This window comes from Massilia sp. GER05 (assembly GCF_052056005.1).
Taxonomy (GTDB): Bacteria; Pseudomonadota; Gammaproteobacteria; order Burkholderiales; family Burkholderiaceae_D; genus Telluria; species Telluria orientalis.
In genome coordinates this window covers 369,543-394,290 of the sequence record NZ_CP178858.1, presented here as the reverse complement: position 1 = coordinate 394,290, position 24,748 = coordinate 369,543, and the positions used below count along the sequence as shown (strand labels likewise).

Below are 24,748 nucleotides of genomic sequence, written 5' to 3'. Positions count from 1 at the left end.
ATGACTTGACAACCTTCTTGTAGACCTTCGCCAAAGCAGGAATTTGGACAACTTGATCTGGGCGATCCGCGCCTGAACAAGAGAGCGGTCGCCGAACCGACGGCAAGTGTGCCCAATGCCTGCGATGGCTGGGAGACACGGTGGCGGCGTACGCTTCTTCCTCCCGACATGATGGCCTTAATGATGCGCACGCAGGACTTGGACGCGCCGGTTGATTGACTGGTTTGACCGCCTCGACCCAGACCTTCGGCGTCTACGGTCGTTATATCTCGCGTCCCCCTTCGACAAATTCCTCAATTGTAAATATCCTAAAAAGCAGGACTACCTCACGATAAGCAGTTTTAATTTATTGCAGCCGATGTTTTTCACGGTGTTTTATGGCGTAAATTGGGAAAAATGGTTGCTGTCCTTCGAATGTATTATTCAGCGATCCGCGAATGGAATAATTTCCAGTCGTTACTTTTCGCGAGAAATTGAGGTATATTTCAATGTTATACTCGTTCGCTATGGGATGGGGGGAGGCATCTGGCTGTAGTTCAGGTGATAATATCCGGCATCTCGAATACGGTCGTCTTTGCGAAATGAATTTTCCGAAGCATGCCGGCACGGCTTATTTTTCATTAGTCAGGTTAGCGAAAACAAACACTAGTACTTATTGAACAGTATTAATACTCGTGCTATATTTTTCCCTAAGTTCAAGCGCTTGAATCATTATTGATTGCCGCGCTCGTGCGAGATTGAGCTTCCTGTGTTCGTTCACTTCAAATCGTATTCATGAGGTTTTATGTATTCAGTTGAGAAGGTGGTGGTTCGGGTCGAGAAGATTATCCGTATCAGTCTTAAGTTGGGTGATGATGTCACCCTGCGCCCTGAATCTGACCTAGTAAGTGAAGTTGGTCTGGACTCAATCGAGGCGTTCGAGGCACTCGCCACCTTGCACGAGATGCTTGGTGTCCGAATTCCCGATGATATTAATCCTGGCGATTTCGGTAGCATCGGTGGTATTGCTGAATATATCCTTAGAAAATTCGATGCCGATACAATCGACAAGTTCATGAATGTCGACATCGATGCGTACATGTCAAGCATGTACGATGACGGCGAATTCGCTTGACCGACGCGTCTTGCTTCGCATAACTCCTTATGAAACTCAATGAGAGCGAAATTGCGCTCCTGATTCCTCATCGTGCGCCATTTCTCTTCGTCGAATCAGCCGAGGTGCTCGGTCCGCGAGAAATTCGCGGAGTGTGTCGTTGGAATTCTGATAATCCAATCTTTCAGGGCCATTTTCCGCAACTTCCGGTGGTTCCTGGCGTATTGATGGTGGAGGCTGCTGCTCAGTTGGCGGGCGTGCTGATAGCGCAGCAGTTGCGGCATCAGAAGTCATCGGGCGTCACGTTGCCGGCGGATCCGGTGGGTGTGCTCATCGGTGTTAAGCGCAGCACCTTCCACAGACCTGTTTTACCTGGTCAGTGCCTGATTTACACCGTCGCTATCGAAAACGCAATGGCGGGAATCGTATCTGTGCGTGCTGAAGCTGTCAGCGAAGCAGGGCAGAAGGTGTGCAAGTGCGAGCTGAACGTTGCGATTGTCGCGAGGGCGAGCCTGATCGACGCACCACCCTGAGGGGGGTACTTGGATTCAGCTGTTACTGTCGAGGGAAAGAAATTGGCAAAAGTTCGTAGAGTCGTATGCACGGGTCTGGGTGCGGTGTCGTGTTTTGGGGTTGGTATTGAAGAATTCTGGCGTGGGCTCTGCTCGAACCGGTCGGGCAAGGGACTGATTGGTGGTTTTGACGCTTCGCCGTACCGTTCCAATTTCGCCGCCGAAGTGCCGCAGGAAGTGCGAAACAGTCAGGAATTGCAGGCGCTGGCTGGTCGACCGGCTGAAAGTGCGACCTTGTTCGCGTCGATTGCCGCGCATGAGGCATTCAGGGATGCCGGTCTACATGACGCGGTAAAAAGCGATTTCGGCTGCGTCGTCGGGACCTTGTCCTCGAGCGCGCATTTGTTCGAACGTTATGGTCGCCTGTTCGCCGCGGCAAATACCGATCTCTCCCAATACCCCGATGTCGATGCGTGCACGATTTCGTATCAACTCGAACACCTAGTTCGTCATTTTCAGATGGAGGGGCCGTCGACACTGATATCGACGTCCTGCTCATCGTCGACGGACGCGATTGGCTATGCTGCGGATTTTATCCGCAACGGTAATGCCGACGTGATGCTTGCCGGGGGGGGCGATATTCTTTCTGAAACCGCTCATGCCGGTTTTAACTCGGTGTTTTCGATTACAACCGACGACTCAAAATCCTTCGATACGCAACGCAGCGGTTTTTTCATCGGCGAAGGTGCGGGCATGCTCGTCCTTGAAGAGTTGGAGCATGCGCTGGCGCGCGAGGCGCATATCTATGCGGAAGTGCTGGGCTATGGCTTGAGTAACGCGGCATATCACTTGACCGCAACGTCGAGAGACGGCGTTGGCGAAGCGTTGGCAATAGAGCGTTGCTTGGCCGATGCCGGCGTCGATGCGGCGGATGTTCAATACGTGAACGCCCACGGTACCGGCACCAAACATAACGACATATCGGAGGCGAAAGCACTGAACCGCGTTTTCGGTGAATCGCTTGGCGGCATGGCCATCACTTCGATCAAAGCGAATATCGGTCATTGCATGGGTGCCGCAGGTGCACTTGAAGCCATCGCCACGATCAAGTGCATTGCCGACCGGTTTATTCCTGCGACCCTTAATTCAGCCGGCGACATTGATCCAGTGGTTCCGCTCGTTGTCGGGAATGGCATTGAACGTGTCGTGCGCCACGGACTTTCGCAATCGTTCGGCTTTGGTGGCGCATCCTCGGCGGTACTTTTTGGCGCGCCCGATCTGATCGCATCGCCACCGCAACCGGAAACCGTCTAATTGGAAGTCAACGCTGCCATGAGTCAGTCACAGTTTCAAAACGCCTGTATTACGGGCATTGGTGCCATTGCCCCTTTCGCCACCGGTTGGAACGAGATATTCACGAGAATTGCCGATGGTGTTCCGGACTATGCTCCTTGGGGCACGGATGTGGAGCCGCCGTTCGAAAATGCGCGCTTGGGAATTGTCAGGGATTTTCCGCGAGAGCGTTATTTTAACGAACGTCAGCTGCGTCTTATGGACAAGGCGATGACCATGTCTTCGGTTGCGGCAGCCTTTGCAATGGAAGATGCCGGCATTCTGATCGACGAGGAAGTTATCGGGCGTGGTTCGGTGGCAACTGTCCTGGGAACTTCGCGCGGCGAGACCCCGTCGCTGTACCGTTATTGCACTCCGCTATTTCGTCCGCAAGTCGGTTCGGTGAATCCTTTTCACTTTTCCATGAGTGCTCGCAACATTTCTTGTGGGCAGGTCGCGATTCGTTTCGGGTTGCGCGGCTGGAGCAGCGTGATCGCTGCCGGTGACATTTCAGGAGCCCATGCCCTGGCGCGCGCGGTCGAACTTATCCGATTCGGCCGTGCCCAATGCGTGCTGGTGGGGGCGTTCGAATTGCTGTCGCAAATATCCTTGCACCAACTCAAGGGACGTTGGCGAAAAAATGAATTGGAAAATGCGGTTGCCCGCTCGACCAATAACGAATACGTGCCTGTCGAGGGGGCGTGCTTTTTCGTGGTCGAGTCGGAGGGACATGCGGCGGAACGTGGCCGTGCGCCGTACGCCACCATCAGCGGTGCGAACCACGGATATCAGTTTGCTGACGAAGGACTGGAGCTCGCGGGGTGGGAGCCTGTGCTGAAGCGACATCTGGCGTCACGCTCGGACTTCGAAAAAGATGAAGGTGTCTTGCACGTTTGCTCGAGCGTTACTGCACCTGCCGGCGCCGCGAAGCGCCAGTTGCGCGAAGCCAGCCTGAATCGTGCGATCACGGAATTCGGCCTGGCCGGACGTCAAATTCTTTCCCGACGCAACTTCGGCGATGCGGGTTCGCTGAACATGCTTTATGGCGTCGCTACCGCGGCGACTTTATTGCGCAACAGCCGAAGCGTGCAATCCGCGTCCGCCATGCCGGAATATACACCCGCGCGATCGGCGGTGATCAGCACCATGACGGATCGCGATGCGTATTCGCTCGTTTCGCTGAGCGCCTGACGCCGAGATTCGTTGACAGAGAACGTCGTATGCAAAAAATTGCTTTGGTAACGGGCGCAAGCCGTGGAATCGGCAGGGCCATTGCGTTGCGTTTGGCGGCATCCATGCCGGTGGTCGTACATTGCCGTAGCGATCTCGCAGCTGCCCAAGTCGTACTTGATGAAATCGTCGCCAACGGTGGCAAGGGCATGGTCGCGGCGACCGACATTGCCGATCCAGCCGGGGTAGACCAATTGTTCGTCACAATCAGGGAAGCCGGCTATTGGGTGCACACCCTCGTCAACAACGCCGGCATTACGCGTGACCAGCTCATTGCAACAATGAAGCTTGGCGACTGGAAGGACGTGCTCGACACCAATCTAAGCGGTTCTTTTTACTGTGTAAAGGCAGCGGTCGGCTCGATGCTGTCGCGCCGTTCCGGCAACATCATCAACATATCGTCGGTGTCAGGCATTCATGGGCAACTCGGTCAGACCAACTATGCGGCTGCGAAGGCCGGTCTGATCGGCATGACCAAGTCGCTGGCGAAGGAACTCGGGCGCAGCCGTATCCGCGTCAATTGTGTCGCGCCCGGGTTCATTGAAACCGAGATGCTCGACGCATTGCGCGCCAATGCGGCGGCCAAGCAATGGCTCGATTTCGCCGTGGACAACATGATTCCATTGAACCGCACTGGGCATCCGAAAGAGATTGCAGAGTTGGTGCATTTCCTCGCTTCGCCGCTTGCTTCTTACATTACCGGCCAAGTGATCGAGGTCGACGGCGGCCTCTGTCTCTGATTTTTGGAACTTCATGCTCAATCACCTGTTTTCCTCGATTCGGCTGAATCGACTAGAGCTGCCCAACCGTATTCTGCTGAGTTCAATGCACCTGGGTTACGAAGGTGCGGACCAATACGAACGCATGGCTCGTTTTTATGCGCGGCGTGCCAAGGATGGCCCTGGTCTGATCGTCACCGCCGGATGTGGTCCGGATGTGGCAGGGAGGGCGGCAGCCGAAGGGTTTTCGCTCGATCACGATAGCCAGATTAAACAGCACCGTCTGATTACCGAGGCGGTACATCGGGCAGGCGATTCGAAGATTGCACTGCAGTTGCTTCATTTCGGGCGCGAGTCTTCCCATGGCCGTCTCGTCGCGCCGTCGGCGCTGCGGTTGCCCGGCAACATCTTTACCCCGACCGCCTTGACCCACGAAAACGTTATAGAAACGATCAACAGCTATGGAAGCGCAGCGCGGCGTGCCGTGGAGGCTGGCTACGATGCGATCGAGCTGCTTTTTTCGCAAGGGTTCTTGATCCATCAGTTTTTATCGCTGAATACGAACTTGCGCACAGATGAGTGGGGGGGCGACCGGGACTCACGCATGCGGTTTGCCGTCTGTGTTGCGGCGGCGGTCCGCGAGGCTGTCGGACCTGATTTTCCGATCATTTTCCGCATTCCATGTCTGGATCTGCTTGAAGACGGATTGACGCTGGAAGACTCGATGACCTTGATCCGGAAACTGGCTTGTTATCAGATCGATCTGCTCAACGTCAGTATCGGCTGGCATGAGTCGCGCGTGCCCACGCTTTCGAACGTCGTGCCGCAAGCCGGTTTCGCTCAGGCGGCAGCGTACGTCAAGCGAACTTTCCCCGAGCTGTTGACTTGCGTAAGTAATCGTATCAATGACTTGCGCCATGGCGAAGCGATGCTGATCGACGGCGTAGCGGACATGGTAGCGATGGCGCGGCCCTTTCTGGCCGACGCGGACATCGTGGCCAAGTTCAGGCAGCAGCGCTACGAGGACGTCAATTTCTGTATTGCATGCAACCAGGATTGCCTCGACCGTATTCTTCTAGGACACGAGGTTGGCTGCAGCGTCAATCCCGAATACGGCGTGATGGACGACCGTGCCCAGGTACCACCGTTGCGGGCTAAAGTCGCAGTTGTGGGTGGCGGTTTGGCGGGGATGGTTGCTGCGTATTACCTGCGGCGGCGCGGTGCAGAGGTTACCTTGTTCGAACGCGGTCACGAACTCGGCGGCCAGATGCGCTTGGCCGCAAAAATTCCGTCCAAGAGTGAATTCGGCGGAACCGTGCGCTTCTACGAGCGCGCTTTGCGACAAGCCGGCGTAGACGTCGTACTTCTCCACGAATTTGGCCACGCGGACTTGAACGATTCCGCCTGGGATCACGTGGTCGTAGCCACAGGCACCGAACCGAACTTTGTCACGCCGTCGTCGCAGGAAGCGAACAGTGTTCGGGTGCTGAGCTGGTATGACGTTATCGACAAGAATTTACCGGTTGCGTTTCCGGTCGTGATCTATGGCGGGGGGGGCGTCGCGTGCGACATCGCCAAGCTGTTGCTGCGTAAACCGAGCCGTACCGCGATTTCGGAGAAGTATTTACGAGACCATGGTGTGGATCGCCTGACTGGCGAACTGGGTAGTATTCCGGAGACGCTGCGGTCGATCACGATCATGCAACGTTCGAGTAAAAAGATCGGCTATAGGATTGGACGCACGACGCGCTGGATCACGATACAGGAGCTCGAGGCCAGCGGAGTGGAAATGCTGCGGGCTACCGAGCTGGCGCGAATCAGCGACGATGGCGTCGTGGTGACGAACAAGGGTCGGTCCAGGACCATTCCGGCAAAAACGCTGATCATGGCGACGGGGCAGCATGCGCGTACCGAAACACTCCGCGAAGCCCTGACGCGCGCCGCAATCGCATTCACCATCATCGGCGCGGCCAGTCCATGCCAGAGGGAGCCGGCGAGCATTTCCTCGTCGATTAGGAGCGGCTACGCCTGTGCCATGAGCATGTCCATTGGGTCCGCTCCGATTGTGGCCGAACAAGCAGATATGGCGGTATGAAACGTGGAATTTGACAACCTGATGGAAGTACTGCTGTGGCGCGACGAGCCACAGTCAGGAAGCCGCGACAAGACAGCTTTCAGTTTTTTGCAGGATGGCAGCAATGTTAGTGACGCGATCACCTTCGCCGAACTGACGCGCCGGGCCAAGAGTGTCGCGGCACATTTGATGCAATGCACGCAACAGGGGGATCGGGTCATTTTGCTTTATCCGCCCTCGCTGGAATTTATCGTTGGCTTCTTCGGTTGCATTATCAGCGGCCGTATCGCGGTGCCGGCTATTGCGCCGAGTAGTTCGCGCCATATGGAGCGCTTGCTGGCGATTGTCGACGACTCTGGAGCCCAGGTCGTGCTGACGATGCCAGCGATCACGCAGCGCATTGGCAGTACTGGTCAATTCGCACAAATGGCGCGTTTGAATTATTTGGCGTCGAGCACGCTTCCAGACCTCTCGACGCAGTGGCACAAGCCGGCGATTGCGTCCAACGATATTGCCTTCTTGCAATATACGTCCGGTTCCACAGGTACGCCGAAAGGCGTGATGGTTTCCCATGCAAACCTTCGGGCAAATCTCCTGGGCGGACATAACTTACTGCAGACGTCCGAGGATGACGTCGCGGTTACGTGGTTGCCGGCTTACCACGATTTCGGTCTTATCGCCGGGATTATCGGCACCGTGGCCGCAGGCAACCATTGCGTGCAGATCCCGCCGGCAGCATTTCTGATGAATCCTTTCCTGTGGTTGAAGGCGATCATGCGATATCGTGCCCGGCTGACCGGCGCCCCGAATTTCGCCTATGAAATGTGTATCCGGCGCGTTAGTGAGGAACAGAAGGCCGAACTCGACCTGAGTACTCTCGAGATCGCCTTGAATGGCGCAGAACCGATTCGGCCGAGCACGCTGCGCGGTTTCGTACAGGCATTTGCTGGTTGCAACTTCAACCCGAGGGCCATTACGCCGGCGTACGGATTGGCGGAATCCACCTTGCTTGTTTCCATGAACCGCGACCGGCGTCAAGCTGACGGCATGCCGACGGAGGAGCGCATCGCCAAGACGGCCTTGGCTGCGGGTGTCGCCGCGCGCCAGGAGACTGAGCAGGATGCAATCGCGTTCGTCAATCATGGCAGCGCCTTGCCTGAGCACGAAATCATCATTGTGGCAAATAGCGACGGCAAGTTTCAGGCGACCGGCGAGATTGGGGAAATATGGGTGCACGGTCCTTCCGTATGTGCCGGCTACTGGAATCGCCCCGATCTCAACGCGATTCTCTTCAGTGGGCGTGTCGAGGGACTTCCCGGGCACTATTTGCGTACCGGAGATCTCGGCTTTCTCCGCGACGGGGATTTGTTTGTCACCGGCAGAGTCAAGGAATTGATGATTTTTGACGCGAGGAACATTTATCCGCAGGACGTGGAAAAAACGCTCGAACAACTCGATCCGGCATTCCGACCGCTCAGTGCCGCCGCATTTTCTATTGAACGGGGCGGTGAAGACGAATTGATCCTGGTGCAGGAGCTTGAGCTCCAGGTTCGCGCCGACGTTAGCGGGTTAGTCGCTCGAGTCCGCGCCGAGATTGCAGAGCAGCACGGCATCTTACGCCTCGGTGCGATTGTGCTGGTCAAGGCCGGAAGCTTGCCGCGTACGACGAGCGGCAAGATTCAGCGCGTGCTTTGCCGCGAGATGTTCCTCGAAGACAAACTTATACCCGTCTGGGCCTGGCGTAACAGCGATCAGCTCAGCTCTGTAAAGGCGAATGAGGGGGGGGCGCCGTCGCCGACTGCCCAAGCGCTGCTGAAGATATGGGAGTGCTGCACCGGCACCGCTGCACCTGGCGTGGACGACGACTTTCTTTCGGTCGGCGGACATTCGCTGCTGGCGGTACAGTTGATGGCCCGGATTCAGTCGCATTTCGAGGTCGACTTACCCTTGCAAGTGATGTTCGAGGCAAGCACCATTCGTAGCCTGGCTGAACGTATCGATCTGGCGCCGCGCCTGAACTCAGGCATCTGCGCACCGATTCCGCGCGTGGAACGCAATCGCTACCTGCCCTTGTCGCACGCCCAGCAACGGCTATGGTTCATCGATCAGCTCGAAGGCGGCGGCCATTCCACCTATGTTATTCCGTTGGCCTTGCGCTTGCGCGGCGAATTGCGGACCGACGCGATGCAGGAAGCCTTGAACGGCATGATCGCCAGACATGAAACGCTGCGGACCGTGTTCGATACCGTCGACGGCAAACCGGTTCAAATCATTGCGCCCAAATTAGCCTTGCCGTTGCCGATCACTGATTTACAGTCCTGCCCAGACGCCGATGCGGAACTGCAGCGTTTGCTACGGATTGAGGCAAATTGCGGCTTCGACCTGCGTTGTGGCCCCTTGTTGCGCGCACGTTTGATACGCCTCGCCGACACCGACCACGTATTCACGTTGACCATCCACCATATCAGTGCCGATGGCTGGTCGATTGGCGTCATGTTGCGTGAACTGGGCGAGCGGTACGCCGCTATCCTCAATGGCAGGTCGCCGTTGTTGCCGCCGTTATCGATCCAGTACGCAGATTTTGCGTCATGGCAGACTGATGCGCGCGACGAGGTCGCTGCCGGCAATGACCTGAACTGGTGGTTGGAGCAACTCGAGAACGTATCGTCACTCGATCTACCTACGGACTTCCGTCGCCCCGTCATTAGCTCGGGACGCGGTGGTTTGGTGGCGCGGATGTTGCCGTCACCCGAACGCGTCGACGATTTCGCCCGCAAATCGGGCACGACGCGCTTCCCTGTGCTACTTGCCGCGTTTCTAACCTTAATGCAGCGCTATTCTGGCCAGGACGATTTCTGCATCGGCACGCCGGTTGCCAACCGAGTTCGCGCCGAGATGGAACCATTGATCGGCTTTTTCGCGAATACCGTCGTGCTGCGTGCCTGTCTGACGGGCGACCCCACCTTCGAGGATCTCGCCCACAGGGTGCGCAAGATCGCGCAGGAAGCACTGGTACATCAAAATGTTCCGTTCGAAAAGGTCGTTGATGCCCTCGGTGCGGCGCGCGAATCCGGTCGTACCCCAGTATTCCAGGTCATGTTCGTTTTGCAAAATTCGCTCGGAGAGATGACTTCCTTGCCTGGACTCGACTGCGAACCGATGTTGGTCGACTCGGGGGCCGCCAAGTTCGATCTGACGCTGTCGGTCATCCCCAATCGGGGACGCATGCATGTGGTGTTCGAATACAACGCCGACATTTTCGCCAGCGATTCGATCGAAAGGATGGCCGATCGCTACTTGCGTCTCGTCGACGCACTGCTTACGCAACCTAAAGCGGCCATCTCCGCTGTCTCGATCCACGAAGAGGAGAACGCATGAACGCATGCTCGGATCATATGCCGACCTGGATCGCCTGGCGCCAACAGGTACTTGAGCTCACGTCGAGCGACGTGGTCTTACACATCGAAGGGCATCCGTGGACGGGGAGCGCGTCCGAGACCACGTGGCCTCTGGCCCACGGCGCCCGCATCTGCCGGGGGGCGCCGGACGATCCAGCCGGGTGGCTTGCTCTGATGGGCGCGCAGGGAGTGACCGTCGCCTGCCTGTTGCCGTCGCAACTGGCCTCTTTGCACCGGCATATGGGCGACCAGATCTTTCCTCCCGCCTTGCGCGCCGTATTCTGTGGAGGAGAAGCGCTGCCGTGTGAGGTGGCCGAACGATTCTTGCGTAACAGCGCTGCCGCACTTGTTTACTTCCATGCATATGGCACGCGCGCGCCGGTGCTATGGTGGCGCATTAACCAGACCGACTTGCATGGTGAGCGCGTGCCCTTGGGGCGCATCGCCGAGGACGGCTTGACGCGAGTCGCCGATGCTGCCGGACGCCCTGTACCGCCCGGTGTGGTCGGCAACATCGCCGTACGGGCCGAGCCGAATGCGCCTTTCGAAAAGACTGGCGATAAGGCGCGTATCCTGCGCGATGGACGGGTCGAGTTGACCGGTAGCACCGACGGCCATATCTGGTTGCGCGGTCACCGCGTTGATCCGCTCGACATCGAGCGCGCCATTTTGGCTTTGCCCGAGGTGGCGGATTGCCATGTCGGCATTCGCATGTCGCCGACGCTGGGTACCGTCGCGGTGGCATGGGTCGTGCCGGAAGCAGCGCAAGCACGCCGTGCGATCGAGACGCGCATCGCGCCTGCGCTCAAGCCGAGTCTGATCGTCGCCGTCCGCAGCTTGCCGCTCACGCGTACGGGGCAGGTAGACGTTAACGCGCTCGAAAGCCTCGCGATCCCCGATGCGCTTGCCCAGCGTGCTTGGCAAGACCGGCTCGCGCTCAGGCCGGGCGTCAAGGACGTGGCCGTGATCTGTGCCGACGTTGCTCTTCCGACTCGCAAGATCCTGCGCGCGCCCATGCCTTTGTTTGAGGTTCAGGCGCGCCGCGCGATGCAACGCGACCGACAGGGCGTCGCTGAAGTGCAGGAGTCGCACGGACCAGCGCTTCCGCCACTGGCTTTCGATACGCTTCCCGCCGCTTTACGCGCCGCAGCACTTGCCGCGCCTTCGCGCGGCGTACATTTTATCGATGCCGACGGCAGCGTTGCGACGCTTACTTACCCCGCGCTGCTCAGTGCGGCGCGGCGCGTCGCCTCTGGCATGCGCGGTCTCGGCTGGAAGGCCGGCGACATTGTAGTGCTGCAGCTGGCCGCGCAAGACGAATTCCTGATCGGCTTTTGGGCATGCGTGCTCGGGGGCATGGTGCCCGTGTCAAGCGCGACGCCGACTTCCTATGTCGAACCAAGCGCGGCCCTGAACAGATTGCTCCAAGTGTGGGACCGTCTCGGCCACCCCGGGGTGCTGGCCGGCAGCCGCGAAGCGGACAAGCTTACTTCCCTGACTGGCCTGGCGTCACCGATGCGCATCGCGCCAATAGCCGTACTGCGCAATACGCATGAGCTGAGTGATGACTATCAGGCCATGCCGGACGACGCATCGCTGATGCTGCTGACATCGGGCAGCACGGGCGCCCCGAAGCTTGTGACCCACAGCCATCGTACGTTGCTGTCACGTTGCGCCTCTACGATCGCACATCGGCACTACAGCGCGCTGGACGTCTCGTTCAACTGGATGCCGCTCGACCACGTTGGTGCGCTGGTCATGTTCCACCTGCGCGATGTCGTCCTGCACTGCGACCAATTCCACACCAACACCGACCGTGTGCTGACGGACCCGTTGCGGTGGCTGGCATGGATGGACCGTTGGCGCGTGACCGTGACCTGGGCGCCGAACTTTGCCTTTGCCCTTGTCGTCGCACGGGCAGAGAACATCTCCGGCCAACGCTGGGACTTGTCGTGCCTGCGCGTGATCGTCAATGCGGGCGAAGCCGTGGTCTACAAGAGCGCGTTGCGCTTTGTCGAACTGCTGCAGCCGTTCGGATTGCCTCCCGCGGCAATGAAGCCGGAATGGGGCATGTCCGAAACCGCTTCGGCAATCACCGGTGCCGAAAGCCTGATCGAGCACCGCAGCCCGGATGGCGCCGTGTTCGTCGACCTTGGCCGACCACTGGCCGGCAGTTCGCTTCGTATCGTCGATTCCGTGCGCGAACACCCGGATGGGTTTGCCATCGGGCGCCTGCAAGTGCGCGGACAGTCGGTCATGTCAGGCTATTTCCGAAACGAAGACGCGAACCGCGAGGCATTCAGCGCGGACGGCTGGTTCGATACTGGCGACCTCGGATTTCTGTGCGATGGCGCCCTTACCGTAGTGGGCCGCGCTAAGGACAGCGTTATCGTCAACGGGCTCAATCTATATAGCCAGGAGATCGAAGCGATCGTCGAGGACGTCGCCGGCGTCATGCGCTCTTACACGGCCGCGTGCGCGTACCGTATCCCGGATGCCGATACCGATGAGCTGTTGGTGTTTTTCGCCTGCGAAGAAGGCAGCGCGGTAACTGAGGTCGGCGCTCGCATCCGCGCCGCGCTGGGGCGTCACTTCGGACTGGGGGGAGTGCATCTGCTGCCCGTCCTTCCGGCCGAGATCCCGAAGACCGCCATCGGTAAAATCCAGCGCTCGCAGCTGCGCGCAGGCTTTGAGGCGGGCGACTTCGACGATCGCCGTCGCGCCTTGGACGAGGGCGGTTTTCCGGACGACTTTGCGCGGGTGGACTGGCGGTGTGCCCAGCGCAACCGATGCGCTGGGCGGCTTCCGCCCGGACGATTCGCGCTCGTAGGAGGGGCGACGAACGTGCGGCACGACTTGGGTCGTGCTCTTGAGGTCGCTGGTTACGACGTCGTGTCCGTCGAGGAGGATGCGGTCCCGGCGCTTGCCACCGTCGACTATGTCGTCTACCTGGCCGTAGCCGGCGACAAGGCACCCGACGTTGCATTGACCGACACCATCGGGGGGTTGGGCGATCTGGTGCGCGGCATGAGCGCGCTGACGCCGGGTGCAGCCACCCGCTTGTTCCTGGTATCGACCTACGGGATGGACGTGGAGCTGCCTCAACCTCTCGACTGCGCTTCGGCAGCCTTGTCGGCATGGCTTAAGAGCGTGGCCGCGGAATTGCCGCAGATTCGCTGCCGTCATATCGATCTTGTGCCGCAGGTGACCATCGCGGAACTGGTCGAGGAGCTGAGTACTGTCGACCGTGAACAGGCTGTTGCGCTACGGGCGGGGCGACGCTTCGTGCCGCGCCTGGCTCGATTGGCCGCGCCAGCTACGCTCGCGGAACATGCGTCGCTCCATCGCGGCGGATTTTGGTTGCTCGCCGGAGGCCTGGGCGGCATCGGCAGGCGAGTTGCGGCGCATTTCGCGCGACGTCCCGGTGCGCGCTTGCTCATCGTCGGCCGGCGTGCCCACGATGCGCAGGTTCAGCAACACATCGACGATCTGGCGCATCACGGTGCCGACCTGATCTATGCGCGTTGCGACATTTCCGATATGGCCGCGGTGCAAGCCGCGATCGACGGGGCCGCGGCTAGGTGGGACTGCGCTCTTGCCGGCGTAGTTCAGATGGCTGCAACCGGCAATTTGGCCGAGCACTGGGAATCGTTTGGCGAGCGCGGCGTCCTGAACGCCGATCATGCACGCGTTCGCGCGGAACTCAGCGCCAAAACCACCGGATCGCTCAATTTGATCAGGTTACTCGAGGGCGACGATCAATTGCCATTTATCGCGTTCTCGTCGGTTGCAGCGACGTTCGGGGCCGCCACCATGGCCAATTATGCCGCCGCCAATGCCTTCTTGTCGGCTCTGTGTAGCCAACGCCGGCTGCGAGGGGCCCCTGCGACCTATTGCCTGGAGTGGTCGATGTGGGATCAGGTCGGGCTTGCGGCCCAGGTGCCCGCACCGCTGCGCGAGCGCACACTCGCCCAGGGTTTTTCGGTCCTCACGCCGCAGCAAGGCCTGGAGGCTTTCCTGTACAGCCTGGCCTGCGTGCCGGCGAACGTGATCGTTGGCGTCGCCGACACCCATCCGGGATGGCGCTCGCGCGGTACGGTGGTTGACATGCTTGGCGGGGAAGGTCTGCACGCTTACGTCGCTCCCGTGCTCGACGCCAGGACCCCTCAAGCGAGCGCGGCGCCGGTTCAGGATGCGTTCGGTCGCCCGGTTCCATGCCGTATTACCGCGAGGGCGGAGCTTCCTCGCACTTCCGATGGCCAGATCGATACCGCAGCCTTGTCGATGCACTCGGGGACAGAGGGAACGTCCGATATCGATCGCACCCTGCCGAACACCGAATGGGAAAAGCGTGTCGCCGGCATCTGGAGCGAACTGCTACATATTGGCGAGATCGATATTTACGCGAATTTTTTCGAACTAGGAGGCCATTCCCTGCTGGCCACACAAGTAATCTCGCGCATCCGCAGCGACTTCGGGGTCGAACTGTCGCTGCGCCACTTGTTCGAGACCCCGACTATCGCGGCGCTTGCCAAAGTCCTCGAACAGGTGGGGCAGATCCACGCACATGCGCCGATTCAGCAAACCCGGCGTCGCCATTTGGCACGCAGCATTCTTATCGATAGCGACGAATCTTGACTACCTCTCTCCCTCATCGCGACGACACGATCGTCGTGGGACCGATGTCGTATGCACAGCAGCGCCTTTGGTTCCTGGACCAACTCGATGGCGGTAAAAGCGTCGCCTACATCGTTCCGCTGGCGTTGCGCCTACGCGGTCAGCTCGATGTCCCGGCACTCCGCGCCGCCGTGAATGCCATGATTGCGCGGCACGAAGTACTGCGCACGAATTTCTCCACGGTCGACGGCGAGCCCGTGCAGGTCATTCACCCCCGGCTCAACATCGACATTGATGTTGTCGATTTATCGACAGCCGATGCGGACGAACGGGAAAACCGCGTGGCCGGTTGCATGCGACAGCAGGCAAGCACGGTATTCGATTTGCGCAATGATCCGCTGGTTCGCACCTTGCTCGTTCGCGTCGCCGCCGATGATCACGTCTGCCTGTTAACCTTCCATCACATTATTGTGGATGGCTGGTCGCTTGGCGTGATCACGAAGGAGCTGAGTACGCTTTACCTCGGGTTTGCCCAGCACAGGCCGACGGCATTGCCGCATCTGGCGATCCAGTACCTGGATTACGCGGCATGGCAGCGCGATGAAGAACCTACGCTTCTGAACGGTCTGAAATACTGGAAGGCGCAGCTCGCCGGACTGGAGGCCACGTTGAGCCTGCCGATGGATTTCGAGCGTCCGCCGGTGCAGTGCTATGAGGGCGGTTCCCATCACTTTGCGATTGGCCCCGAGACTGCCGCGCGTCTGCGAGCGGTAATGGCAGGCGTTACCGGCGTGACGACGTTCATGGTCTTGTTGGCGTCGTTCGCGGTTGTCTTGGCGCGTATGAGCAGGCAAACCGATATCGCGATCGGTAGTCCAGTCGCGAATCGCACCCGCAGTGAGCTCGAACCCTTGGTCGGCTTCTTCGTCAATACGCTCGTGCTGCGCGTCGACCTCCAAGGCAATCCGACATTTCTCGAACTCATCGCAAGGGTCAAGCAGATGTGCATGCAGGCATATGCGCATCAGGAGATACCGTTCGAGCGCGTGGTTGAAGCAGTCAACCCCGAGCGCAGCTTGGCGCACAGCCCACTGTTCCAAGTCATGTTCGCTCTGCAAACCATGCCGGAGGGCGATATATGTTTGCCGGGGCTTCAGGCCTCTGTTATGCCGCCGGTCGTGACCATCGCACAGTTCGATCTCAGCGTGGAGATGCGGGAGCAGGGCGAGCGCCTGTCTGGCTCGTTCGACTATGCGAAGGCATTGTTTACAGCGGAAAGCATAGCCGCACTGTCGGACCGCTGGCTGCGCGTGCTCGACGCGGCGCTGCGCGATCCTGATACGCCAATCGAAAACCTGGACATGCTCAGTCCCGCCGAGCGGCGCCAAGTCCTGCTCGAATTTAATGATAACGCGGCAGCGTATCCCCCGGAAACGCTGCTGCACCAATTGTTCGAGGAGCAGGCCTTACGTACGCCGGACGCCATTGCTCTGGAATTCGAGAACACCCTGATCAGCTATGCCGAGCTTGATGGTCGGGCAAATCAACTCGCGCATTGGTTGCGCGCCCAGGGCGTTGGCCGTGACGAGTTGGTGGCCATTGCAGCTGAGCGTAGCATTGAGATGGTGGTAGCGGTAATCGCGGTGCTCAAGGCTGGCGGCGCTTATGTACCAATCGACCCTAGCTATCCAGCCCGGCGCATCGAGTTCATGCTGTCCGACGCCGCGCCGCGCGTGCTGCTTACCGAGTCCCACTTGGGACTTGATGCCGCTGCCGCCGTCGTGCTTATGCTGGATCAAGCCCGGGAACAACTTGCGGCCCTGCCACGCTCGAGTGTCGGGGCGGTAGCGGGCGTGGACGATCTGGCCTATATCATCTATACGTCGGGTTCGACCGGGCAGCCGAAAGGTGCCATGAATCTGCACCGCGGCGCCGTCAACCGGATTCGCTCGACTCAGGAGAGCTATGGTCTGCGCGACACCGATCGCATGTTGTTGAAGACTCCGCTGAGCTTCGACGATTCGATGCGCGAATGTTTCTGGCCCTTGATGGTCGGCGCGCGCTTGGTCATTGCCCGCCCCGAAGGCCACAAAGAGCCGGATTACTTGGTGCGCATCATCCGGGGAAAAGCCATCACGGCTACGCATTTCGTGCCGGCGATGCTGCAAGCGTTTGTGAACGAGGAGCAGGTCGAGACCTGTATCACGCTGCGCCATGTGATCGTCGGCGGCGAGGCGCTGCCTGGTGCACTCCTTGAGCAGTTTTTCAAGAAACAGCCCGGCTGTAATCTGTACAACCTCTACGGCCCGACGGAGTGCGGACCGGACGTTACAGGATGGACGTGTCGTCCTGGTGCTCATGGTGGTCTCGTCCCCATCGGCCGGCCTGTCGCGAATACCCAGGCGTACATCTTGAATAGCGCGATGCAGCCTGTACCGGTCGGGGTAACGGGTGAGTTGTATATCGGAGGTACTCAGGTTGGCCGGGGCTATTGGAAGCGTCCCGAGTTGACAGCGGAGCGTTTTGTGTCCGATCCGTTCTCATCGACGCCAGGTGCGCGCCTGTACCGCACGGGGGATCTGGCCAAGTGGTGGCCAGATGGCCAGATTGAGTACGTCGGGCGGGCGGACTTCCAGGTGAAGATCCGAGGGTTTCGTATCGAGCTCGGGGAGATTGAAGAAGTCTTTCGCCGGGACTCGCGCGTCGAGGATGCCGTCGTCGTCGTCAACAGCGAAGGGGAAACCGAGAGGCGCTTGGTGGCTTACGTCACCGGTCGTGCCGGCGGTGAACCGCCGGTAGACGAGCTGCGCCGAAACTTGAAGGACCAGTTGCCCGATCATATGGTGCCGGCAGCAATCATGGTATTGCCTGCGATGCCGCTGCTACCCAATGGAAAGCTGGACCGTCATTCGCTGCCCGCACCGGAGTTCGGCTTCCAAGCCGTTTGCGCCGCGCCGCGTACTCCCACCGAGACCATGCTGGCCGACGTGTTTTCTGACGTATTGCAGTTGCCTAAGGGACGGATCGATATCCACCGGTCGTTCTTCGAACTTGGCGGTCATTCCCTGCTGGCGGTGATGCTGCGTGCCGCCATCAAGCGCAGCTGTGGCACGTTCGTGCCGTTGGCGACCCTGTTCATGCATCCGACGGTCGAACGGCTCGCCAGTGAGCTTGAACGTATCGACCTGGAAGTGCGTTTCTCTGTTCAATAATTTATCGGATCGTTTCGATGTCTACGCCATTTGTTATCCCATCTAGAAGCGTGCAGTCAGGAAAACTCTCATGCACGGTAAGGCGGCTCCCTGAACGTTGGAGCGTTGTCGCGACACGAAACATAAGTCAGGGTAGCGTCGTCGAGCGCAGCATCGTTCGCCGCGTCGACGATCAATACTGGTTCCTCTGGCAAGATGGACAGTTTGTGTTTGGCTCGGGCCTGTCCCAGCTTTATAACCATTCTGCCATGCCCAATGTCGAGGTGGTGCGTGACTACGCGAACATGCGCATGTATTTTTTTGCGATCAGGGACGTTCGACAGGATGAGGAGCTCTGTCATTGCTATCCCGATTGGCGCCGCTACGCCATCGATTGCGAGACCGACTCCGTCGTCCAGGCAATGCAAGTGCCTGCATTCACTGACAGGCGAGCGCTGCCGGACGGGATGCCCCGGGTGTCAGACAGCGTCGAGGTACGACCGTCGCAAATCGATCGAATGGGAGTGTTCGCGCGGCGCGCTATCGTTGCGGGCGAATTGATCGAACTTGCCTCGGTCCTGCATGTAGCAAACAAGCCGTGGTTCAACTGGCGTGAGACCGACATGGTTTTCTGCTCGGGCATGTCGCATTTCTTCGCGGCGTCGTCGCACGATGCCAACGTTGATGTCGTCGAGCGCCACGAGGTTGATTTGATGGACTTCATCGCTAAGCGCGACGTGGCATCCGGTGAGGAGTTGCTCATCCCCAGCCGGGTGCTTTTGCACCCTTGCGCCATCCCTCTTTTGCAGATCGGGGCAATGCGATGAATGCGGTTGTCCTGAAAAATATCTCCAAAAGCTATTTGCTGGACGATACGAAAGTCAGCGCCCTGGAGAATGTCAATTTGAATATTCGGGCCAACTGTTTCACCGTCATCGCCGGCGCATCAGGCAGTGGCAAAACAACGCTGCTAAACATGATTGGGTGTATCGATACGCCTGACCATGGTGAAGTGATCATCGCCGGACAGTCCGTGCGTGAAATGCCTGACAACGTGCTGTCGGACTTCCGTGCGCGCCATCTGGGATTCGTATTCCAGAACTTCAATCTGTTGCCGGTGCTGTCGGCCTACGAAAACGTCGAGTATCCGCTATTTGCGCTGAAGATACCGAAGGCGGAACGCCGCGCACGGGTACTTGACATGCTTGCTGCCGTCGGTCTCGAAGGCAAGGCCAGCGCACGTCCCAACCAGCTATCGGGCGGACAGAGACAGCGAGTCGCGATTGCACGGGCGCTCGTCCATTTTCCTAAAGTAGTGATAGCTGATGAGCCGACCGCGAATTTGGATACCGTCACCGGCGCGGCAATTATCGACCTCATGCGTACTATGCAGCGCACGTATAAAGTCGCCTGCATCTTCTCGTCGCATGATCCGCAGGTGTTGGCTGCAGCTGATGACGCTATTCAGGTGAAGGATGGCCGTATTGTTTCGGTAGCGCGGGCGCCAAGTGAACAGACGGCGGTCGCATGAATGCACTTTTTCTCGCAAAACGTAATCTACTGCGTAACCGTCACCGATCTCTAGCGATGGTATTGACGATCGTTGTCGGGGGGAGCGCCATCCTGCTGTTCGGGGGCTTTAGCCGATTCATCACGTATGCGTTGCAGACGGCATATGTTCAGTACGGGGGACACTTTCAGATCCAGAAGCAGGGATATTTTCTGTACGGAAGTGGTAATCCAGCGGCCTTCAGCATAAAGGACTATCAACATGTGGAAGACGTGATCATGCACGACCCGGTGATGTCCGGAATGGTCGTGGCAATGACCCCCACCCTGGACTTCAACGGTATTGCCGGGAACACGGCACGCGGCGTTTCGCGCACGGTGGTAACGCGCGGTGTCGTGGTCAATGAACAAAATCGCTTTCGCAGCTGGAACGAATACGGACTCGCCGATATGGCAGACAAGCTGGCCCTGACCGGCTCCAGCAAAGACGCGGCGGTGGTCGGAAACGGGTTGGCACGTGTGCTGCAGCTATGCGAACCCTTGAAGGTTCGGAATTGCGTCGATTTTCCACAACCGTTCTGAAGGAACGAACACAGAAGGCACGCCGGACGAGCTGCAGGCGCTTGGATCCCGTCCCGACGAAAAGACCAGCGGACCAGCCGGCAATATCATACAACTGCTCGCATCGAATTTGCATGGCGCACCCAACGTGGTTGACTTGCACGTGATCAAAGCCGAGCAGCAGGGCGGCAAAGAATGGGACGATGTGTATCTCATCATGCATTTGGAACAGGCGCAGAAATTGCTGTTCGGCCAAGCTGATCCCGAAGTAACGGGTATTTCCGTGCAACTTCGTCATACGGATAGCATGCCTCACGCCCGTGCCAGGCTGGAACACTTGATCGCCAGTTCACTGGCCGGCGAATCGTTGGAACTGCTCGATTTCATGACGGTTTTTCCTTTTTATGGCCAGTCGGTCAAGATGTTCAATGTAATTTTTGTGTTTATTGCGGTGCTGATCGGAGTCGTCGTCATTTTCACGGTCAGTAATGGAATGCGCATGGCCGTGATCGAACGTACCGTAGAGATCGGCACACTGCGGGCGTTGGGCGCGCGCCGGTCCAGGGTCAACAGCATTTTTGTATCTGAAGGATTAATGCTCGGCTGCGTCGGTGCGGTTGGCAGTATCGTTCTCGCCTTGCTGCTGGCTTGGCTAATCAACCACAGCGGTATCACGTGGAACCCGCCAGGTAATGCGAAGCCCGTTTTACTGACAGTTCGGCTATGGGGCGAGATCGACTTATTGGCATCGACGGCGTTTGGCTTGGCATTTCTTACCGTGATGTCCGCATACCGGCCTGCGCAGCGTGCGGCATCGATGAATATCGTGGATGCGTTGAGACATATATGAGAATGGTACCAATTTCGCGACAGAAGATTTGCTGCATGCTCTGTTACTTCGCCTGGATGCCGGCTGTGGCGGGTGCACTTAGTGCTCAGGACATGCTGGCCATTAGCGATGCAGTTCGCAATCCCGGCAAGCCATTTAGAGTAGATACAGAACTTGTCGAGTACCGCCATGGCAGGAAGATCGACACTACGAAGCTGGCGGTGTACTCACGCGTATCGGAAAGCACGGGACAGTTCCGAAGCCTAGTGCGTTTTTTGGCCCCCGAACGCGACGTCAACAAGTTGATGCTGAAGATGGGAAATGAGTTGTGGTACTACGATGCCGCAAATAAATCCAGCATTCGCATTCCGCCCCAGCAACGTTTGCTGGGGCAGGCCGCGAACGGTGACGTGGTGACGGTGAATTTTGCCAGGGATTATGTTGCGGAAATCATTAACCAGGAAGACATTCGCGACGGAGATCGTGTGGCACGGCCCTGCAATCACCTGAAGCTGACCGCCAAAACCGAAGACGTGTTATATCCGCTTATCGACATGTGGGTAGATTCAACGTCGAATCGTCCGGTGAAAGCACAGTTCAAATCTGATTCCGGACGCTTGCTGAAGACCGTTTACTACCGCCGTTACCGTAGCGAACTCGGGGGGGAACGGCCTACCGAGACGGTCATTATCGATGGCGTGGATGCGACATGGATCACGGTAATGCAGTACACAAATTATGCGTTTCGCGACATTCCCGAAAGCTGGTACCAGCGCGATTATCTTCCGCGTTTTAATCCCGAATGACGACGAAATCTGTGTTAGGGATCGCGCTGGCATTGCTGTTCAGCCAAGCATCAGCGCAGCAGTCGGACGATGAAGTGGCCCTGGCGATTGCCGACAGCATTGTGGCGCCGGAGGCCAGATCGAGTGAATGGCATGCCAAGGTTGAGGCGGGGGTACAAAAGGCGGCAGACCCATCCTTTGCACTCGGCCACTTGTCGTTCGACGTCATGGTCGATCACAAGGTCGCGCCCTCGTTGAGCTTCGTGTTCGCCGACCGACTCGACGTGAACCGCGGCAGCTCGTCGGCTTATGACAGCACGGTCAACACCCTGAAGGAAGCTTACGGCAGCGTCTCATACAGCAGCGAGCGAATTATCGATTTTGGCCGCATCAACGTGCGAAGCGGGGTCGCGTTTGGCTATAACCCGACCGATTTTTTCCGCGCTGGTTCGATCCGAACTATCAGTTCTATCGATCCCGAATCCTTACGCAGCAATCGCCTTGGAAGCGTCATGCTGCGAGGGCAGACATTATCGGAAGCGGGGTCGCTGACCATGCTGTATTCTCCAAAGCTCGCGGGCACGCCAAGTACTGCGCCTTTCGATATCGACCTAGGCGCTACGAATGCGGTCGACCGCTGGCAGGTGGCCCTGAGTCCGCGCCTTGGGACAACGTCCAGCTCTACGCTGCTGATTTTTGGCGAAAAAGGGCAGTCACCAACTGTTGGAGTGAACCAGACCTGGGCGGTCGGCGGCTCGACAGTGGCCTATATCGAGGCCGCAAGCCGCAAATCCATCGCATTACTGGACCGCGCACTTGCTCGCCCGGCCCAGAAAGCGCTGTACACCCAACTCGCAGCAGGGCTACGAATTACCACGGCACAAAAGCAGAGCATTACCCTCGAATATGAGTACAGTGGTGCGTCGCTCAGCCGGGCCCAATGGGATGTTTTGCGCAGCCGTGGACAGGCGGACTATGCACGTTACCGGCAATGGTTGGACTACGCGCAAGAGCTGCCAACGAAGCAGGCTTTGTTCATTTATGGCAACTGGCAAGACGCTGGTGTCGCTCATTTCGACGTCAGCGTTATGACGCGACGAGATATGGCTGACCGGAGCCACCTGGACTGGATAGAAGGGCGATACCGAATGAGCCGGGCTGATCTTATCCTGCAGGGGCAGCGAAATCGGGGGGACGCACGCAGTACGTTCGGCGCGCTGCCAAACTCGAACATTTTAGTAATTAAACTGCTGACATATTTTTGAGCGTGGACGGAACAATTCAATGATTAGGATCGTGGGGTGATGCGTGAATAAATTTTCTGTCTTTGCTGAATACGAGTCGAATGTGAGATCTTACTGTCGGAGCTTTCCGAAGGTTTTCGACCGGGCGGTAGGTTCGGTTGTATACGATGTGGAAGGGAGTGAATACATCGACTTTTTCGCTGGCGCTGGCGCAGTCAATTACGGTCACAACAACGGCCATGTCGTCGATAGCATCATGCGCTATATGCGAGGTGATGGAATCATGCATTCGCTTGATTTTCATACGCGAGCCAAGCAGGAATTCATACAAAAATTCGTCGATGTCATCCTCAAGCCGCGCCATCTAAGGCACAAGATGCAGTTCACCGGACCGACCGGTACCAACGCCGTTGAAGCGGCGCTGAAGCTGGCTCGTAAGGTAACGGGGAGGACGCAGGTAGTGGCGTTCACTAATGCTTTTCACGGCGTGTCGCTGGGAGCATTGGCCGCTACTGCGAACAAATCCAAACGCAAAGCAGGCTACGTGCCATTGCATTACATTACGCGCATGCCCTATGACGGCTTTCTTGGTGATGGAATCAACACTGCGGAAATCGTCGAAGGCATGTATCGAACAGCTGGTGCAGGTCTTGAAGTGCCGGCCGCATTCATCCTGGAGACCGTGCAGGGAGAGGGGGGATTGAATGTGGCAAGCTCTGGCTGGCTGTCCCGGATTGGAAAACTAGCAAATGATCTGGGTGCTCTGCTGATCGTGGATGAAGTACAGACCGGTTGTGGCCGCACCGGCAAATTTTTCGGCTTCGAAGAAATGGGCATCGAACCCGATATCATTTGCCTGTCGAAATCCTTGGGCGGAATCGGCTTGCCGATCGCAGTCAATCTGATCAAGGAGGGCTTGGATCAGTGGCAGCCGGGCGAGCATAACGGGACTTTCAGGGGCAACAACTTGGCATTTGTTGCGGGTTCGGCGGCGCTGGATTATTGGGACTCTGCGTCTCCTTTTCCAGAAGAGTTGTCGCTCAAGGAAGAATGGATCACTGAGGAACTCAAGGCCACTGCGGCGCTCTTTTCCGAGAATGCGGTGGAGGTGCGTGGCAAAGGGATGCTTCAAGGACTAGCTTTCAAGTCGCCACAACTCGCCAGCGATGTGTCGCGACTTGGGTTCGACGAAGGTGTCATTGCTGAAACTTGCGGCCCTGACAACGAAGTGCTCAAGATTATGCCGGCGTTGACGATCGATCAGGCGACACTCCAGGAAGGCTTCAGGCGGCTGCGTAAGGGCATTATGAGAGCGAGCGCGCATCTGCATGCGGAAAATTGGGCGAAAATCGCATGAGTCTTCCCGGGCGGGGCTTCAGCGTTGCACAGAACCTGAAGGCTTGTGTGCAGTACCGTCGAGCGCAAGTACGATTTGTAGAAATTTCGATCTACGAGCCAGGCGTGGTTTACATCGATATCAGGTACCTCTCCCAGATTCCCGATGAGGCTTCACGCCGTTTCCGTCGTGACCATCGACCGTCTTACCCGCCAGATGATGATGCACATTTATGATGACATGACCGACGAGCAGCCTCGATTTCTTGCGCCATCTAGCGCTCGCTTCGTCGATCGGAATTACCAGGATTTTCGACTG

16 protein-coding genes and 1 pseudogene are annotated in these 24,748 nt (G+C 58.1%); all 17 read left to right on the top strand.

The features are described 5' to 3' along the window. Positions 1 to 45 precede the first annotated feature (45 nt). Positions 46 to 219, top strand: a pseudogene (locus ACL58G_RS01710) (hypothetical protein); the annotation flags it as partial. A 565-nt stretch (positions 220 to 784) separates the two neighbouring features. Further along, the gene (locus ACL58G_RS01705) at positions 785 to 1,114 is read left to right on the top strand and encodes an acyl carrier protein (protein WP_440964837.1); all 330 of its coding nucleotides are present in this window, start codon (positions 785 to 787) and stop codon (positions 1,112 to 1,114) included. 29 nt (positions 1,115 to 1,143) lie between these two features. Beyond that, on the top strand, positions 1,144 to 1,626 hold the full coding sequence (locus ACL58G_RS01700; protein WP_440964835.1) for a 3-hydroxyacyl-ACP dehydratase FabZ family protein: 483 nt from the start codon (positions 1,144 to 1,146) through the stop codon (positions 1,624 to 1,626). Between the two features lie 42 nt (positions 1,627 to 1,668). Then, positions 1,669 to 2,919 carry a beta-ketoacyl-[acyl-carrier-protein] synthase family protein gene (locus ACL58G_RS01695; protein WP_440964833.1) on the top strand — a complete coding sequence of 417 codons (1,251 nt, stop codon included), beginning with the start codon at positions 1,669 to 1,671 and terminating at the stop codon, positions 2,917 to 2,919. Then, complete coding sequence (locus ACL58G_RS01690; protein ID WP_440964831.1) at positions 2,920 to 4,128, top strand: beta-ketoacyl synthase N-terminal-like domain-containing protein; 1,209 nt, start codon at positions 2,920 to 2,922, stop codon at positions 4,126 to 4,128. It begins immediately after the preceding gene. 29 nt (positions 4,129 to 4,157) lie between these two features. Further along, positions 4,158 to 4,907 (top strand): 3-oxoacyl-ACP reductase FabG, encoded by a 750-nt coding sequence (gene fabG / locus ACL58G_RS01685; RefSeq protein ID WP_440964829.1) that lies wholly within the window; start codon positions 4,158 to 4,160, stop codon positions 4,905 to 4,907. A 13-nt stretch (positions 4,908 to 4,920) separates the two neighbouring features. Continuing rightward, on the top strand, positions 4,921 to 6,981 hold the full coding sequence (locus ACL58G_RS01680) for an FAD-dependent oxidoreductase (RefSeq protein WP_440964827.1): 2,061 nt from the start codon (positions 4,921 to 4,923) through the stop codon (positions 6,979 to 6,981). Between the two features lie 21 nt (positions 6,982 to 7,002). Beyond that, positions 7,003 to 10,338: a condensation domain-containing protein gene (locus ACL58G_RS01675; protein ID WP_440964825.1), complete on the top strand. Its 3,336-nt coding sequence runs from the start codon at positions 7,003 to 7,005 to the stop codon at positions 10,336 to 10,338. Further along, positions 10,335 to 14,996, top strand: coding sequence for an SDR family NAD(P)-dependent oxidoreductase (locus tag ACL58G_RS01670; RefSeq protein ID WP_440964823.1), 4,662 nt, complete (start codon positions 10,335 to 10,337; stop codon positions 14,994 to 14,996). The genes ACL58G_RS01675 and ACL58G_RS01670 overlap by 4 nt, the downstream gene beginning before the upstream one ends. Beyond that, positions 14,993 to 18,187 carry a non-ribosomal peptide synthetase gene (locus ACL58G_RS01665; RefSeq protein ID WP_440964822.1) on the top strand — a complete coding sequence of 1,065 codons (3,195 nt, stop codon included), beginning with the start codon at positions 14,993 to 14,995 and terminating at the stop codon, positions 18,185 to 18,187. Before ACL58G_RS01670 ends, ACL58G_RS01665 begins: the two co-directional genes overlap by 4 nt. A 17-nt stretch (positions 18,188 to 18,204) precedes the next feature. After that, a complete protein-coding gene (locus ACL58G_RS01660; RefSeq protein ID WP_440964820.1) occupies positions 18,205 to 18,993 on the top strand; it encodes an SET domain-containing protein-lysine N-methyltransferase in 789 nt (262 codons plus the stop codon). Continuing rightward, positions 18,990 to 19,697: an ABC transporter ATP-binding protein gene (locus ACL58G_RS01655; RefSeq protein ID WP_440964819.1), complete on the top strand. Its 708-nt coding sequence runs from the start codon at positions 18,990 to 18,992 to the stop codon at positions 19,695 to 19,697. Before ACL58G_RS01660 ends, ACL58G_RS01655 begins: the two co-directional genes overlap by 4 nt. Beyond that, positions 19,694 to 20,257: a hypothetical protein gene (locus tag ACL58G_RS01650; RefSeq protein WP_440964817.1), complete on the top strand. Its 564-nt coding sequence runs from the start codon at positions 19,694 to 19,696 to the stop codon at positions 20,255 to 20,257. The genes ACL58G_RS01655 and ACL58G_RS01650 overlap by 4 nt, the downstream gene beginning before the upstream one ends. Before the next feature lie 142 nt (positions 20,258 to 20,399). Continuing rightward, positions 20,400 to 21,086 carry an ABC transporter permease gene (locus tag ACL58G_RS01645; protein WP_440964816.1) on the top strand — a complete coding sequence of 229 codons (687 nt, stop codon included), beginning with the start codon at positions 20,400 to 20,402 and terminating at the stop codon, positions 21,084 to 21,086. A 35-nt stretch (positions 21,087 to 21,121) separates the two neighbouring features. Beyond that, the gene (locus ACL58G_RS01640) at positions 21,122 to 21,871 is read left to right on the top strand and encodes an outer membrane lipoprotein-sorting protein (protein ID WP_440964814.1); all 750 of its coding nucleotides are present in this window, start codon (positions 21,122 to 21,124) and stop codon (positions 21,869 to 21,871) included. Continuing rightward, positions 21,868 to 23,115: a hypothetical protein gene (locus ACL58G_RS01635; RefSeq protein WP_440964813.1), complete on the top strand. Its 1,248-nt coding sequence runs from the start codon at positions 21,868 to 21,870 to the stop codon at positions 23,113 to 23,115. The genes ACL58G_RS01640 and ACL58G_RS01635 overlap by 4 nt, the downstream gene beginning before the upstream one ends. 43 nt (positions 23,116 to 23,158) lie before the next feature. Next, on the top strand, positions 23,159 to 24,451 hold the full coding sequence (ectB, locus tag ACL58G_RS01630; RefSeq protein WP_440964811.1) for a diaminobutyrate--2-oxoglutarate transaminase: 1,293 nt from the start codon (positions 23,159 to 23,161) through the stop codon (positions 24,449 to 24,451). The last annotated feature ends 297 nt before the right edge of the window (positions 24,452 to 24,748 follow it).

Bases quoted from the DNA above. Each gene is read 5' to 3' on its own strand.
- fabG (WP_440964829.1), top strand. From the start codon at position 4,158: ATGCAAAAAATTGCTTTGGTAACGGGCGCAAGCCGTGGAATCGGCAGG.
- ACL58G_RS01700 (WP_440964835.1), top strand. From the start codon at position 1,144: ATGAAACTCAATGAGAGCGAAATTGCGCTCCTGATTCCTCATCGTGCG.
- ACL58G_RS01660 (WP_440964820.1), top strand. From the start codon at position 18,205: ATGTCTACGCCATTTGTTATCCCATCTAGAAGCGTGCAGTCAGGAAAA.
- ACL58G_RS01675 (WP_440964825.1), top strand. From the start codon at position 7,003: ATGGAAGTACTGCTGTGGCGCGACGAGCCACAGTCAGGAAGCCGCGAC.
- ACL58G_RS01705 (WP_440964837.1), top strand. From the start codon at position 785: ATGTATTCAGTTGAGAAGGTGGTGGTTCGGGTCGAGAAGATTATCCGT.
- ACL58G_RS01670 (WP_440964823.1), top strand. From the start codon at position 10,335: ATGAACGCATGCTCGGATCATATGCCGACCTGGATCGCCTGGCGCCAA.
- ACL58G_RS01655 (WP_440964819.1), top strand. From the start codon at position 18,990: ATGAATGCGGTTGTCCTGAAAAATATCTCCAAAAGCTATTTGCTGGAC.
- ACL58G_RS01635 (WP_440964813.1), top strand. From the start codon at position 21,868: ATGACGACGAAATCTGTGTTAGGGATCGCGCTGGCATTGCTGTTCAGC.
- ACL58G_RS01640 (WP_440964814.1), top strand. From the start codon at position 21,122: ATGCTCTGTTACTTCGCCTGGATGCCGGCTGTGGCGGGTGCACTTAGT.
- ACL58G_RS01680 (WP_440964827.1), top strand. From the start codon at position 4,921: ATGCTCAATCACCTGTTTTCCTCGATTCGGCTGAATCGACTAGAGCTG.
- ACL58G_RS01650 (WP_440964817.1), top strand. From the start codon at position 19,694: ATGAATGCACTTTTTCTCGCAAAACGTAATCTACTGCGTAACCGTCAC.